This window comes from Pseudomonadales bacterium (assembly GCA_024234435.1).
GTDB lineage: Bacteria > Pseudomonadota > Gammaproteobacteria > Pseudomonadales > Porticoccaceae > JACKOF01.
Genome location: JACKOF010000002.1, coordinates 396,236 through 409,988, shown reverse-complemented (window position 1 = coordinate 409,988; position 13,753 = coordinate 396,236). Strand labels below are relative to the sequence as shown.

The following is a 13,753-nucleotide window of genomic DNA, read 5'->3' as shown; positions in this document are numbered from 1 at the left end:
TCGTGACGAGTGATAACGCAATTCAACATAGCTGGGTTTCGCTTAAACAAGCGCCATTCTAATCAGAGACTCTCTAACAAGGCGATAATTTCGCATAAGACAGCACCAGCCACTTGCTGCCTTCACTATCAAAATTTACCTGCACGCGCGCATGGGCACCGTTACCCTCAAAATTAAGAATCACACCTTCACCAAAGTGGGAGTGTATTACTCGTTGCCCCAGGCTGAACCCGGTATCCGAGCCCTGATCACTGAGGGTGGGCGTGGTTCTGTTCGCATAACTGGTCGGGCGCTGAACCTGACTTTGCAACCGCACCTCTTCAACCAGATGGCCTGGAATATCACGCACAAAACGGGATACCGTATTAAATTTTTCACTGCCGTGCATACGGCGACTTTCAGCAAAGCAAAGATACAGTTTCTGCATAGCGCGAGTGATACCCACGTAAGCTAGCCGTCGCTCTTCCTCCAGGCCACCGGCATCATCCATGGAAATCCGGTGAGGGAACAGGCTTTCCTCCATACCCACCAGAAACACCAGCGGAAACTCCAGCCCTTTTGCCGAGTGCAATGTCATCAGCTGAACAGCATCTTCGCCTTCATCCGCCTGACGGTCACCTGCATCCAGCGCCGCCTGATCCAGAAACTGCGGCAAGGTTGGCAACTCACTGTCTTCCGGTTCAAAAGCCCGGCAGGCACTCACCAATTCTTCGAGGTTTTCAATGCGCGCCTGACCTCTCTCACCTTTTTCCTTACCGTGGAACTCAACCAAACCACTTTGGGCGAGTACATGGTCCACCCGTTCATGGAAAGGCAGCGTCTGCGTTTCCTGCTCCAGGCGATCAATCAACTCGCGAAATCCCGCAACTGCCCCGGAAGCTCTGGCAGGCAGATTCTTTTCGGTTACAATTTTTTCAGCTGCCCGCCACAATGAAGAGCCTTCGTCTCGAGCCTTCTCCCGCAATATCTGCACGGTTTTTTCACCAATGCCACGCGTTGGTGTATTAATCACTCGCTCGAAAGCGGCGTCATCATCGCGATTCACCATCAGTCGCAAATAGGCGAGGGCGTTGCGAATCTCCAACCGTTCATAGAACCGATGGCCACCGTATATGCGATAGGGTATCTGCGCCCGCAACAACGCATCTTCCAGCACCCGGGACTGAGCATTCGAACGATAGAGTATGGCGGCATCACTGCGGCTGTTGCCCAGATTCGTCCAAGCCTTTAATCGCTCTGCGACAAACCGCGCTTCATCCTGCTCATTAAAAGCCGCGTACAGCGATATCGCCTCACCTTCGGCATCTTCTGTCCAAAGGTTTTTCCCCAGTCGGTCTGTATTCCGGGCAATCACCGCATTGGCCGCCTCCAGAATATTTTTACTGGAGCGGTAATTCTGCTCCAGCCGAACCGTCTTGGCGTTGGGAAAGTCTTTATTGAAATTAAGAATATTTTCTATTCGGGCACCACGCCAGCCGTAAATCGACTGATCATCGTCACCCACTGCCGTTACATTGCAGCTCTTGCCCGCAAGTATCCGCAACCAGGCATACTGAATAGCATTAGTATCCTGAAACTCATCCACCAGAATGTGGCTGAAACGGTTTTGATAATGCTTCAGCAAGGCCGGATTGTTGAGCCATAGTTCATGAGCACGCAATAGCAACTCGCCGAAATCCACCGCACCACTGCGCTCACAAGCCTGTTCATAGGCCGCATAAATCTGTTGCATGGTGCGATGATAGGGGTCATGTGCCTGCTGCAAATGGTGGCTTCGCAAGCCTTCATCTTTTTGCGCATTGATAAATCCCTGCGCCTGCTTCGGCGGCCAGCGGCCATCGTCCAACCCCAGCGCCTGATAAACGCGCTTGATAAAGCGCAACTGGTCATCAGAATCCAGAATCTGAAAATTTTCCGGCAGCTTTGCTTCCTTCCAGTGCATCTTCAGCAAACGGTGAGCCAGCCCGTGGAAAGTGCCAACCCACATTCCGTGAGGCGACATGCCCAGCATCGCCTCAATACGACCACGCATTTCCCGAGCCGCCTTATTGGTAAAGGTCACCGCCATCAGGCTATAGGGCGACACATTCTCTACCTGCACCAACCAGGTAATGCGATGCACCAGCACACGGGTTTTGCCGCTACCCGCTCCGGCCAGCACCAATACATGAGGTTCGGTTGCGGTTACCGCTTCCCGTTGGGCTGAATTTAATTGATCAATAATCGAAGAGACATCCATAGCGGAGGGATTCTATCGGTTGCGGAGAGGGGTGTCACTTTGGAATCCGCATAATCGACAATCTGCAGCCATCTAAAATTATCCCTGTGTTAACAGCCCAGAAACTTACTACTCGCGATGAAGAAAGCCGCCTTGTTAGAGTCTAAAAAATATACTGGTTATTTATACAGCTTGTTGCCTTGTTGTCAAATTATATGCTCGCTTTATACTGAGGCCATGCGCGTTCTCATTCCGGAGAAAAACAAATCATCAGGGAAAACAAAAGGTTCGTGCTTATAGCGGATGGCATAAGTAGATCCCTTATTTTAGATAACGAGACCCTCTCGCTTTGTTCTGGAAGGATTCGGAAATGTCAGAAAATATTCTTATTTATCATAATTTTAAAAGAGCTTGTCGAATATCGGCTTTGGCAAATTGTTGCGCATTTATGACCTTTAGGTTATGCGCGATATACAAACTGTTAGGTTAAGCAATGACTAAACGTACAAGAAACATTGCTATTGCTTACGGAGTTTGGGCAACAGCGTTTTTTCTCGTAGCCGTTTATGGCGCGCTGTTTTTTAGTCATGGTGAATACGGGGTATCAGCGCATCTTTGGCTCACGCTGACTGGCATGCCTCTATCCTTCGTTTCGTGGGGTGTACCACATGGTACGGCTCTAGGTGTCGCAGTCGCAGGTGTAGCGGGCATCATTCAGTGGAGTGCTATGTCTGAGTTCTGGGCGTGTTGGGATAGAAGAAAAGGTGTCGAAAAGAACGAAACCTAACAATCGCTTTAACATTGCTCCCTGCGGTCGCCGGTTAAGTGGGCATTATGTGACAAAAGTAAAATGAGATACCTAAAAACTATTCTACTAGCATTATTGTCTTTAACGCTTGGCTTTTCCATTAACCTTTGGATCCAAAGTAAGGAAACAATGCAAAGCGCATATTTCTATACTTCCAATATTAATGAAATACTACTAACAGACACGACGCCAGAAGCAAATAAGCGCCTTAATAATCTTCTCTATATTCACTTAAGTGAGTACGTATGGGCTAGGGACAATACGCCTAAAATGTTCATATCCGAAGAAGACGAACTGATTTGTGTATCGTTCTTCATAGAGGACCAAGAGATCCAAGAAAAATATCAACGAGCCATTACTAAAGAAGGGTTGTATGAATACATTTTGGAAAATACATCTTTCTGTCATGGTGGGTGATAAAAGTGTCTATTACAAGGCGCTGCTACGGAAAATTCACTCGCTGGCGCCCCTAAATTTCCCCAAACCACGGCGTTAGGGCTGATCGTAGTGCCCACCAATAGCGAAGATATAAATGGAATTATCATCAAATCTATATATCAATCGATCCTTCTGGGATATTCGCTTAGACCAAAGCCCAGAAAGGTTATGCTTTAAAGGCTCTGGTTTACCTAGGCCTGAAGATGGGTCGTCAGAGCGAAGCATTTCTTTCAGGAGTTTGCATAGAGCTTTGTGCAGCCTTTTGTCTTTTTCCCGCATTTGCTCATACGCCTCCCAAGTGTTCCCCTCAAATACCAGTGATCTCATCCATCTGCTCTTTGGTCGGCTTATAGCCTTGGCCATGTTTGTGGGTTTCAAGAGAGGCTGCAATTTGCTGCATCAGGTCACGATTTTGCAGAACGGACAACGTTTCTTGTTCGCGTTCCCAATCTTCGGCGCTCAAAACCACAAAGGCCTCTCCAGCTCTACGGGTAACCTTCAAAGGTTCATGCCTGCTAACTACTTGTTCTACAACGCTTTTCAGGTTGTCTCGAAACTTATTTACGCTTATGGTATCCATATATCCACCATTATGTACGGAAGTTCCGTACGACTATACTGCAGAGGCCCTAACAAAGCCAAGCACAATCGCCAAATGCAAAGGGCGCATTTGGCTAGGCAGCCTACACTACGTTTCGGCTACCTGTGTCAGCGGCGTTAGCGCTACAGAAGGAAGTAGTGAGTAATGATAACTATAAGAGCAATATATTTAACAACCTTAATTTTGTGTTTGGCGGGATGTGCCAATCCACTTAATCAGGTTACCTCTGATCGATATTCCCAAGAATGCGCCGAAGCCGAAAATGCCGACAATATGCAGGTTGCTTCAGAGGCATGTTATAGAGCCTACGCTAACGCAGAATGGGGTAATCTGGGTCCAGAAGAGCGGTCTGAAAAACTATACAACTTTGGCCGTGTTTTACGTAAAGCGGGACGCTACTCGGATGCGAAAGAGGCGCTTACGCAGTCGCTTGCCGAGGAAGAAAAGCTATCTGGGCCTAATAGCAAAAAAAGTGGACGAAGAATGGCCGAGCTCTCTGCAATCTATTTAGAAATGAATCAATTTGAAGTGGGTTCTACTTTTTTAGATAAAGTGCTGCCACTTACTGCACAGTACTCCCAAGGAGAAAAACAGTTTATCGCCGCACTATGCTATTTCTACGGAAAAAATATCAACGATCCGGAAAAAGCAAAGTTCTACCAATCAAAAATGGTAGAGGTCGGCTATTCGGGTAAAGATTTTGAGTAAACGCGCTAACAAACTAATCAACGCCCACCAGCGAGCTGGCTCGGACCTCCACTCCGCGGCTTTGCCGCTGCGTTCCGGCCCATTATTAGGGCATTGGTTCTACTGCTTCGAGAAATTGCAGCAGAAAACTGGGGTATCAGGGGTGGTCAAGCAGCTTGCGATGTTGATCTTGGTTTTGAGGTAAATGTGTAGTGCACATTAACAAGCGGCAGCACCGGAGCAACTTTCCGCTGTAGCGAAGTCATTACTTCTTGATCTCTTAATTTGAGCTTATTCAGTCCCTTGGTCATCTTTTTACATCCTGAAATTTAAACTTCGATCACAACCTTGCCAAAGTGCTTGCCAGAAAGCGGGTATTCAAATGCTTCTCTTAATTGATCTAAACGCACAAATGGAATCTAACTGTAATTCCGGGTCAGGGCAAATACCCCTAGAATAGTTCCATGAAATACAGGAGTATATCGTTGCAGCTCTCCAGAAAAAATTAATGTCGCTGGCCAACCAAAGAAGATCATTTTCTTCATCTGGTTTTTGGACAGCACCCACAGTTCGGTCACGAGCAATCTGGAAATAACGCAGCGGCTGTGTCTGGCCGTTAAAAGGTGAGCGTATGAGAAGAATGATAATAGGGTTATTTCTGACGATGATAGCCAGCTCTCCATTGGCAGAACCGCTAAAAGTGGTCTACCACCTCAATGAGGTGGAAAAAACGCGGATATTGATCTCGAGCATCAAGGAATTACTTGCGTCTGATCCAGAGGCTCAGATTGAAGTCGTCATCCATGGGCCTGCGATCGTAAGGCTGGATAAAGCCAGTGGTTTACGTGCTCAAATTGAATCCTTGATTGAGCAGGGCGTAATTATTGGCGCCTGCAGTACCTCCATGCTCAATAATAAGCTCCGCCCTGGCATGCTGATTGATGGGATAACGGAGTTAAAGCAGGGTGGTGTTTTAAGAATTATCCAACTTCAGAAACAGGGTTTTTGGTATATAAAAATATAAGCATGAAACCTGGGGATTTGGGGGAGATAGCGTTCTTGTTATTTTTTCGAATCCATGAATGACTTATCGCCGGGCTTCCGGCTCTATACCTGGTTAGCCTCCGAACCGCTGACTAAACCTCTCACAATTTGCTACTGGCAGAGTACCGAAGTATCGCACTTTTCCGTCACTGCGCTTGATGTATTGGGACGGTTGTCCTATTATGCATGCGGATTAGGATGATTGTCCTATCGAAAGTAACAATACTTCTATCTGGAAGAATATTGATGAGTAACAGACAGACAAGAGAGCAGATAATAAATGCTGCGGACCAACTATTTTACGAGCTGGGTTTCGAGCACACGTCCTTCTCACACATTGCTCAAGCTGTTGGTATTTCAAGAGGAAACTTCTATTACCACTTCAAATCCAAAGATGAAATTCTTGATGCTGTGATCAACCGCCGCATGATAAACACAAGTGCCTTGCTGGACAGCTGGGAGATCGCAGGGAAAACCCCCCTGTGTCGCATCCGCAGTTTTATCAATATTCTGATACAGAACCGAGCCAAAATTAAACGCTACGGTTGCCCTGTCGGTACGCTCTGTAGCGAACTCGTCAAACTGGATCATCCGGGCAAAGGCAACGCTAATAAACTATTCACTCTTTTCAGGGGCTGGTTACGGCGACAGTTTGAACAACTTGGCCACAGCAGTAATGCAGATGAACTGGCCATGCACACTCTGGCATTCAGCCAGGGGGTCGCGACCTTGGCCAGCGCTTTTCAGGATGAAAAATTTATCAAAAAGGAGGTGAGCCGAATGAACAACTGGCTAACCGCTCTTGAAAATAAAAACGATACACAGCCAGGGGTGCTTTGATGTTTATTGTCATTTTGCGATTTTCCGAGAAAAAAAACGAGGCCGCTTCATTTATGGAAGGGCACAACCAGTGGATAAAAAAAGGGTTTGAGGACGGTGTGTTCTTAGTGGTCGGCAGCCTTCAGCCTGGACTTGGGGGAGTGGTTTTCGCTCACGGCATATCGCGGAAAGACCTTGAAGATTTTGTCAGCCAAGACCCGTTTGTGATCGAAGGTGTGGTTGCCGCAGAAATACTTGAAATAGAAGCAAAGAAAGCCACTGAGCAATTGCGTTTTCTTCTAACTTAAAAGGCGGTGATGATGAATTCTTCGGTCAGTGGTCCCGATGGCAAATTGCGGTGTCGCTGGTGTTCAGCGGCACCGGCGTTTTTTGAATACCATGACACCGAGTGGGGTTACCCCGTTGATGATGATGTCAGGCTATTTGAAAAACTATGCCTTGAAACGTTTCAATCCGGTTTGAGCTGGCGCACGATACTCGCCAAACGCGATAATTTTCGCGCTGCGTTTTTGAACTTTGACTTTAATCAAGTAGCAAAATTTGGTGAGGCCGACAGAGAAAGATTACTGTTAGACCCGGGAATTGTCCGGCATCGTGGAAAGATTGAGGCTGTCATCAACAATGCCGAAAGAGCTTGTGAGCTCGTCAGCCAGGAAGGATCTCTTGCTGCTTTCTTCTGGCGCTTTGAACCCCAGGAACATGAATTACCGGCGCCTCAAACCACTTCTGTTTCGGCAGCGTCAACAGCCCTTTCAATCGCGTTAAAAAAGCAGGGCTGGAAATTTGTCGGCCCCACTACGGTCTATGCGTTCATGCAAGCTATGGGGCTCATTAATGATCATGCTAATGATTGTGCCTTCAGACAAAAGGTTGATCAGGCTCGCAAACAATTTAAGCGGCCAGGGTTAGCTTAACCCAAAGGGCCAGGGCGGTTTTAAATCCCGCGCTATGCTTGAATTCATCGTTTACAGAATGGTAAGAACGGGTATAAAAGCACAAGGCTGTTTCGGGCAATACGCAGGATGTCCCCAATGCCCCTACTCCATACGACATGGGTTTCAGGTGTGCCCACACCTTCTCGACAGATGAACAAAAAACCATGCAGATTTTCTGGCTAAAAACGTTTAGAGGTTCAAACCCTTTTAAACCTGGCAAAGAAAACCCTTTTAAACCCTGATCACGATTTTGCCAAAGTGCTTGCCAGACAGTTGGTATTCAAAGGCTTCTTTTAGTTGATCAAGCGCGAAGGTGGAATCTATCCGCGGCTTGAAGCCATCTTTTTCGATAAAGCTCACCATGTCGAGCTGCATAGCGCGACTGCCCACGGCAATTGGCCGAATATGCGGTTGCTTCAGCATCCACTGCGCGAGGTTAATCTCCGCTTCTAGGCCTCCGAGAATACCAATAATCACCACACTGCCGTTCATTCGAATAGCTGCGATTGATTGTTCCAATGTAGCGGCACCACCTACATCGATAACATGATCAACACCGCCACCGGACAGTTCATAAATGGTTTCTCCCCAGGTGGGATTTTCCCGATAGTTAATGACATGGTCGGCACCCATTTGTTGCAAGCGCTCCATCTTCTCTTGTGATGATGATGTGGCATAAACCGTTGCGCCAAACGCTTTGGCAAACTGCAAAGCAAAGATGGAAACACCACCGGTACCTTCGACAAGTACGCTGTCACCCGCTTTTATTTGGCCGACATCGACCAGAGCACGCCAGGCGGTGAGAGCCGCGCAAGGCAGGGTAGCGGCCTCTGCGTAGGAATAACCCTCAGGCATTGGGGTAAGGGTAGTCGGGTCTACAACGCTGAACTCTACTGCACAACCATCGGTAGAGTCACCGCCCAGCCGGGCGTTATTTTGCTGATTGGGCGAGCCTTCATGCCAGTCGGGAAAGAACAGGCTCATAACCTTGTCACCGCACTTCCACTCTGACACCCCTTCACCCACTTCAACAATTTCACCGGCCCCGTCCGAGATCGGGATACGGCCATCTGCCGTGGGTAACATGCCGCCCACAATGGCGTAATCATGAAAGTTAAGGGATAAGGCATGCCAGCGAACCTTGACCTTGCCCGGCTCAATGGTTGGCTCTGGCCGCTCATCTATAACCAGAGACTCAAGGCTTGCGGGCAAGTTTACGGTTGCTGCTCTCATTGTGTGTTCTCTCTCTAATTTCGGTAAGGGTTAATGGGCGAGATTGGTATCGGCTGCCCAACAGAATAGCTCGATACCCTGTACGCATGCCCGGTAAAATCAGGCCTCGGCAGCCAAAAATTCGGCAGTGTGCATGGTGTCGAGAAATTCTTTCACTGACGCTACTTTGCCATCTCGAAGTGTCACTAAAAAGTGATATTCATTTTCATACACAAAACCGCTCGGAAACTCTCCGTGAGATTTCGCTTCTACTGCAACCTTGTCTCCTTCGGCTACCATGCCTGTTGGAATAATCTCTAAACCATCCTTGCTAGTCGGCACAAAGGCATCAAAAATGTCCTTCGCTTCCGCTTTGGTTTTGAGTCCTGCGATTGGGAATAACCGCTTTTTGCCACCAATCCACCAGGTGGCATCGTCTGTCATCATGCTCATTGCGCCATCAACATCTTTGCGCCCAAAACAGGCGAAAAATTCTGCAACCAGTTTTTTATTCTCTTCGATACTCATAACAAACCCTCAGTTTATGTATTAGTTATCTTCTTTGCTTTCTGCCCCTTCCTGGCAGCTCTTTCGCGTTATCCAGAAGGGGAGCCAACCTTTTATTTGGTGTTTTAAACCAGCTGCAACACTTGCCCCGAATCAACCGGCAGTATCGCGCCATTAATAAATGATCCGGCGTCACTGGCCAGCAACAGTATGGCGCCGTCGAGTTCGTGCACCTGGCCGGGCCGCTTCAGCGGCAGCCGGTCGATATCGGCTTTGCCTTCTTCAGTTTCAAAATAGCCGGAAACCATGTCGGTCTGGAAATAACCCGGTGCAATAGCGTTGCAGCGGATGCCTTTATCAAACATGTCTCTGGCCATTGAGCGAGTCAGGTGGTTAACCGCAGCCTTGATGGTGCCGTAGACCGGTACACCGGTCATTACCTGCATACCGGTTACGGAGGTGATATTAACGATATTTCCCGTTTCCCCCGCTTTGATAAGCCGCTCGGAAAATTCCCGGCACATACGCATAGTGCCTGACAGGTTGACGTTCAGCAGATTGTCCCAGGATTCATTATTCACTTCAGGGAACAGGCCAAAGTCGAGTTGGGCTGCGGCGTTCACCAGCACGTTAACCCGACCCACTTCATTTTCGATACGGTCGAATACCGCTTTAACGCTTGCTTCGCTACCGATATCCAGCGGTATGGCAATGGCTTTACCTCCGGCTTCGTTAATGCTGGCGGCGACACTGTCTATGCGGTCGGCACGGCGCGCAGCGCAAATAACTGTTGCTCCGGCGTCTGCCAGCGTGTGGGCAAAGCGCTCACCCATGCCGGAAGCGGCACCGGTAACCAGTGCAATTTTGCCTTTCATTGAAAACAGGTTTTCGATATTTGACATGTTGCTAATCCCCTTGTTTTGCTAATTGTTTATTCACGACCAAGACGGGCTACCGACCAAGCTCGATCACGCAGTGTTTTTTGTCTTTCTTCCGCAGATACCCGTCGTGCGGAGTCCGGCAACAGGCCGTCGAGTTCCGACAGTTTGACACGGCGCATGGTCGGGATCGGTGTTGAATCCGGCTCGTAGTAACGAATCGCCAGCAAACCCTGTTCGTGGCCTCCGGCATCAAGCCAGTTTGCTATGCCCGGATCCCGATGTGAGATCACCGCCCGGAACACGCCTTCGTCATCAACCTCTGCCTGGTGGCCATTGAGGGAAGTCTGTCTCAAATGGTAGTCACGCGCCTCCCAGAAATGACTGCACAACTGGATGCTCCAGTAATAGGATTTCGGCAGCTTCACTTCCAGAATAATAGCTTCGTCCGGGCCACACTCATAGATACCTTTACCATACTTCAGCGACTTCCAGCCGAAGTCGATGGTATCAAAAATCATGGAATTGGCTGGCGCGGTGTAGTAAGTGTTTACTACCTGTGAAAATCTCTCCGGCACTTGCTGCAACCAGTCGCAGAACAATGCCAGTTTGTCAGCAATATCCGATTCCTGCAGCGCGGGCGGCGGGTAGATGGCATTTTCATTGACAATGCTCAGTCGCGCAGGCTGCTCGGTATTCCAGTCGTAATAGTACTGACGGTAAATAATATTGCCGGGGCCTTCGGCCAGTTGAATCCAGTTTTCGACGCCTTCGGGCCGTTCGCGACTCAGAATAATATCGACGTGGTTATTCGGCCCGACTTTCGCATCGGTCAGTCGATCGACCAGCGCCCAGTCCGCAATGTGAGCAAAATGACCGGTGCGCGTTTCAATATCGAACACGCGCGCGGTACCGCGATCACCGCTGATGCGGTAGACATTATCACCATGAACAGGAGCCCACTGGTAATGGCAATCCGTTGCCGGTAGCCCCCAGTGGATGCGGGTGTTAAGAAACGTCAGAAACTGCGGGTAGTCCGGCGTCCACAATTCAATGGCCATCTCGGTAGCGCTGCTGATCAGCCGGGTCAGGTAACGCGCACCTTCCGCCCGTGTCAGGTTGTCTTTAATCAGAGGGTCGTTCCAAACCAGCTGCTCCATTTCTTCCATCACCCGAACCACTTTGCGCCAGATGGCCGGATCGTCGAACCCCATGTTTTTTATTTCTGTGGTATCAATCATTATTAAACTCCTGTTGGTTCAATCTGTTTTTTGCCTTCTGAACGAATGTCATGGGTTGAGAAACTGCTGTCGATAGGCAGTGAAACGTTTCTCAATCATCGCCTGTGTATAGCCATAGTCAGCCGCCGAGTAAGTGTAGGCTCCCCAGTGGTGTTCCGGCCTGCGTGCTTCGTGATCCTTAAATGCCGCTATGGCTTCGGGGGTCAGCTCACGACCCGCGCGCTCATAGATTTGAGCTATCACCCCGACAATATCGCTGGTGATTTCTTCAAACTGCACATCCATAATCCGGTCTGCTGACAGCTTTTCCCGTTCTATCAGGTAGCGACCCAGTGAGCTGGCCCAGTATTCGAACATTTCACTGCCAACCACAACTGGGTCAACGTGATCACTGGCAATGCTGCGCGCTTCCACAATCAATGAAGCAAAAGAGGGAATGACTTTTTGCAAATCCCGGTGACAGTGCACCAACACTGCGTCGGGAAACGTCTCTAACACCACATCAAGAGAACGAATATGCACGGGTGACTTCATGATCCACGGACGCCCCCTGGCACCACCGTCCTGCCATTGCAGGTATTGCATTTGCTGGTAAAGGTGCTGATACATCGGCCTTTGATCACAATGGCTGATGTAGTCGTAATAAGAGGGTGTGCGGGCAAACAACCAGGACACCATGCACTCAAACGAACCATGCATCAGATGTAACTCTTCGTCTGGCTCCAGAGCTTCGGTTGGGTGACGGGCCATCCAACCGGGGAATTGTGTCGATAGCATTTCTTCCACAGCCAGCGCCGCCTCGATACGGCCCTTCGGATGACCCGGTTCTTCATCAGGGAATGGCGCCGGGTTAATCGTGCGCCAGTAATCCATGCGCTGAACTTCAGGGTCTGCAGATAAAACCCGCTGAAGTTTACTGGTTCCCGTTCGGGGCAAGCCGAGAATAATGATCGGTTTAATTATTTTTTCGCTCAGAATTTCCGGGTGATCTTTTATATCCTGAACATATCGCAAACGATTGATCAGCAGGTTTAGTATGCCGCCGTAAACCATTTGCTCACCAAGAGGGTTGAGCTGTGCATCGTCATTGGCCGACTCAATAAACTTGCTCAGCCCTGTTATAAAGTGGCGATCGCCAAAGTCGTCCAAGCCTGCTTGCGCAGTTGCTGCAGCCAACAAACCATCAACTGTTTTTGGAATTTCAGGTGTTTGTACTTCTGACATTTTTCCCCCTAAACACTGGCAAACCCAATTCTTTTTTATTGTTTGATCAAATCATAGTTGCGTATGGGAACCACTCATATTAAATTTGTCCCGTTGACGTTCGAAATCGTCCACAATAAGGCTAAACTTATCTGCGCCGCCAGCCAAATCTGTGATCAAACAGTTATCCGGAGAGACCTCCATGATAGTTTCCAGTGTTCCCGCAGTTGAGGCATTCGGGCAGGCTTGCAAGATGGAGCCATCTATTGTGCGCAACAGCAAGTTGCGCAAAGGCGTGGCTCTCTATGGTTGGAACACGGCAGGCAATCCTGGTGAAGTACACATACCTGAAATGCGTGAACTGGTCCTGCTCGTTCACTTGTCAGGCTCTCGAAATGTCCACTTGCTGACAAAGAACAGCTCCCGAAAATATTCTTCAAAACCCGGAGATATTACGCTAATCCCCCGCGAGCAGGGCATCCGCTTGCACACCCACAGTGTTATGGAGTTCGTTACGGTCGTTTTCCCACCAGATGCACCCCCCCCAAGAGAGCCTGGCCCCTGGTTCCGACTGCTGGGCCTTCCTGACCATATTTTTGCACATCGGGACGATTATGTTTTTGCCACGGTCAAAACGCTGATTAGAGCTATAGAGGAGCCACCAAGTGATGAATTCCGATATTTCTCACAGCTGTTCGATTCGCTGATTTTTCAGCTCGCTCGCATTGCAGATGAGTCGCCATCCCGCCAGCTTCGTGTCGCCCCCCGGACAAGACACCGCACCAAGGCCATCGATTTTGATGCCTTGTTAAACTTTATCGAGGTTCATCTGGCAGAAAAGTTGTCACTGAAGGAGTTGGCGACACAAACAAAGGTCAGCAGGTCCTTGTTCGCACGGGAGTTCACGGCAAAGCTTGGAGTATCTCCGCACCAGTTTATTCTGCAGCGCCGGATTGCTCGTGCCATGGATTTATTGTTGCAGGCTAAGCTCAGTGTTACTGAAATCGCCTACGAAGTTGGCTTTAGCAATCAGTCCCATTTTTCAGCTACATTTAAAACATTAACCGGTTTTGCGCCAACAGAATATGCCACCAACAGTGGTTAAGCCTGAACATGCAAAAGGGGCGCTGAAACTATTATT

General features: G+C 48.9%; 15 protein-coding genes. 7 read left to right on the top strand and 8 right to left on the bottom strand.

Annotated features, from left to right (window positions below; all coding sequences use genetic code 11):
- Positions 1-73 precede the first annotated feature (73 nt).
- Positions 74-2,239 (bottom strand): DNA helicase II, encoded by a 2,166-nt coding sequence (uvrD, locus tag H7A02_11880; protein MCP5172952.1) that lies wholly within the window; start codon positions 2,237-2,239, stop codon positions 74-76.
- A 472-nt stretch (positions 2,240-2,711) separates the two neighbouring features.
- Here uvrD and H7A02_11875 point away from each other — a divergent pair, with 472 nt between their 5' ends.
- Positions 2,712-3,005 (top strand): hypothetical protein, encoded by a 294-nt coding sequence (locus tag H7A02_11875; GenBank protein MCP5172951.1) that lies wholly within the window; start codon positions 2,712-2,714, stop codon positions 3,003-3,005.
- A 513-nt stretch (positions 3,006-3,518) separates the two neighbouring features.
- On the opposite strand, the gene H7A02_11870 is transcribed toward H7A02_11875, so the two are convergent.
- Together H7A02_11870 and H7A02_11865 are read right to left on the bottom strand one after the other, a co-directional pair.
- Positions 3,519-3,791 (bottom strand): Txe/YoeB family addiction module toxin, encoded by a 273-nt coding sequence (locus H7A02_11870; GenBank protein ID MCP5172950.1) that lies wholly within the window; start codon positions 3,789-3,791, stop codon positions 3,519-3,521.
- Positions 3,772-4,044 carry a type II toxin-antitoxin system Phd/YefM family antitoxin gene (locus H7A02_11865; GenBank protein MCP5172949.1) on the bottom strand — a complete coding sequence of 91 codons (273 nt, stop codon included), beginning with the start codon at positions 4,042-4,044 and terminating at the stop codon, positions 3,772-3,774. Before H7A02_11865 ends, H7A02_11870 begins: the two co-directional genes overlap by 20 nt.
- Positions 4,045-4,209: 165 nt before the next feature.
- Between H7A02_11865 and H7A02_11860 the strand changes: the two genes are divergently transcribed.
- From H7A02_11860 to H7A02_11840, 5 genes are all read left to right on the top strand, one after another.
- Positions 4,210-4,773, top strand: a complete 564-nt coding sequence (locus H7A02_11860; protein MCP5172948.1) for a tetratricopeptide repeat protein — start codon at positions 4,210-4,212, stop codon at positions 4,771-4,773.
- A 610-nt stretch (positions 4,774-5,383) separates the two neighbouring features.
- Positions 5,384-5,776, top strand: coding sequence for a DsrE family protein (locus H7A02_11855; protein ID MCP5172947.1), 393 nt, complete (start codon positions 5,384-5,386; stop codon positions 5,774-5,776).
- 266 nt (positions 5,777-6,042) lie between these two features.
- Positions 6,043-6,636 (top strand): TetR/AcrR family transcriptional regulator, encoded by a 594-nt coding sequence (locus H7A02_11850; GenBank protein ID MCP5172946.1) that lies wholly within the window; start codon positions 6,043-6,045, stop codon positions 6,634-6,636.
- Positions 6,636-6,923, top strand: coding sequence for a hypothetical protein (locus tag H7A02_11845; protein MCP5172945.1), 288 nt, complete (start codon positions 6,636-6,638; stop codon positions 6,921-6,923). The genes H7A02_11850 and H7A02_11845 overlap by 1 nt, the downstream gene beginning before the upstream one ends.
- Positions 6,924-6,935: 12 nt before the next feature.
- A complete protein-coding gene (locus H7A02_11840) occupies positions 6,936-7,550 on the top strand; it encodes a DNA-3-methyladenine glycosylase I (protein MCP5172944.1) in 615 nt (204 codons plus the stop codon).
- A gap of 252 nt (positions 7,551-7,802) precedes the next feature.
- On the opposite strand, the gene H7A02_11835 is transcribed toward H7A02_11840, so the two are convergent.
- From H7A02_11835 to H7A02_11815, 5 genes are all read right to left on the bottom strand, one after another.
- Positions 7,803-8,804: an NAD(P)-dependent alcohol dehydrogenase gene (locus H7A02_11835; GenBank protein MCP5172943.1), complete on the bottom strand. Its 1,002-nt coding sequence runs from the start codon at positions 8,802-8,804 to the stop codon at positions 7,803-7,805.
- A gap of 99 nt (positions 8,805-8,903) precedes the next feature.
- Entirely contained in the window at positions 8,904-9,311 is a 408-nt protein-coding gene (locus H7A02_11830) for a nuclear transport factor 2 family protein (protein ID MCP5172942.1), read from the bottom strand.
- A gap of 104 nt (positions 9,312-9,415) precedes the next feature.
- Complete coding sequence (locus tag H7A02_11825; protein MCP5172941.1) at positions 9,416-10,192, bottom strand: SDR family oxidoreductase; 777 nt, start codon at positions 10,190-10,192, stop codon at positions 9,416-9,418.
- Positions 10,193-10,221: 29 nt separating this feature from the next.
- A complete protein-coding gene (locus tag H7A02_11820) occupies positions 10,222-11,409 on the bottom strand; it encodes a DUF1214 domain-containing protein (protein ID MCP5172940.1) in 1,188 nt (395 codons plus the stop codon).
- Between the two features lie 48 nt (positions 11,410-11,457).
- A complete protein-coding gene (locus tag H7A02_11815) occupies positions 11,458-12,633 on the bottom strand; it encodes a sulfotransferase (protein MCP5172939.1) in 1,176 nt (391 codons plus the stop codon).
- Positions 12,634-12,814: 181 nt separating this feature from the next.
- Between H7A02_11815 and H7A02_11810 the strand changes: the two genes are divergently transcribed.
- Complete coding sequence (locus tag H7A02_11810) at positions 12,815-13,717, top strand: helix-turn-helix transcriptional regulator (protein MCP5172938.1); 903 nt, start codon at positions 12,815-12,817, stop codon at positions 13,715-13,717.
- Positions 13,718-13,753 lie beyond the last annotated feature (36 nt).

Excerpts from the sequence above, each read along its gene's own strand:
- H7A02_11825 (MCP5172941.1), bottom strand. The coding sequence starts at position 10,192 with ATGTCAAATATCGAAAACCTGTTTTCAATGAAAGGCAAAATTGCACTG.
- H7A02_11875 (MCP5172951.1), top strand. The coding sequence starts at position 2,712 with ATGACTAAACGTACAAGAAACATTGCTATTGCTTACGGAGTTTGGGCA.
- H7A02_11840 (MCP5172944.1), top strand. The coding sequence starts at position 6,936 with ATGAATTCTTCGGTCAGTGGTCCCGATGGCAAATTGCGGTGTCGCTGG.
- H7A02_11830 (MCP5172942.1), bottom strand. The coding sequence starts at position 9,311 with ATGAGTATCGAAGAGAATAAAAAACTGGTTGCAGAATTTTTCGCCTGT.
- H7A02_11870 (MCP5172950.1), bottom strand. The coding sequence starts at position 3,791 with ATGAGATCACTGGTATTTGAGGGGAACACTTGGGAGGCGTATGAGCAA.
- H7A02_11860 (MCP5172948.1), top strand. The coding sequence starts at position 4,210 with ATGATAACTATAAGAGCAATATATTTAACAACCTTAATTTTGTGTTTG.
- H7A02_11850 (MCP5172946.1), top strand. The coding sequence starts at position 6,043 with ATGAGTAACAGACAGACAAGAGAGCAGATAATAAATGCTGCGGACCAA.
- H7A02_11810 (MCP5172938.1), top strand. The coding sequence starts at position 12,815 with ATGATAGTTTCCAGTGTTCCCGCAGTTGAGGCATTCGGGCAGGCTTGC.
- uvrD (MCP5172952.1), bottom strand. The coding sequence starts at position 2,239 with ATGGATGTCTCTTCGATTATTGATCAATTAAATTCAGCCCAACGGGAA.
- H7A02_11865 (MCP5172949.1), bottom strand. The coding sequence starts at position 4,044 with ATGGATACCATAAGCGTAAATAAGTTTCGAGACAACCTGAAAAGCGTT.
- H7A02_11855 (MCP5172947.1), top strand. The coding sequence starts at position 5,384 with ATGAGAAGAATGATAATAGGGTTATTTCTGACGATGATAGCCAGCTCT.
- H7A02_11845 (MCP5172945.1), top strand. The coding sequence starts at position 6,636 with ATGTTTATTGTCATTTTGCGATTTTCCGAGAAAAAAAACGAGGCCGCT.
- H7A02_11815 (MCP5172939.1), bottom strand. The coding sequence starts at position 12,633 with ATGTCAGAAGTACAAACACCTGAAATTCCAAAAACAGTTGATGGTTTG.
- H7A02_11835 (MCP5172943.1), bottom strand. The coding sequence starts at position 8,804 with ATGAGAGCAGCAACCGTAAACTTGCCCGCAAGCCTTGAGTCTCTGGTT.
- H7A02_11820 (MCP5172940.1), bottom strand. The coding sequence starts at position 11,409 with ATGATTGATACCACAGAAATAAAAAACATGGGGTTCGACGATCCGGCC.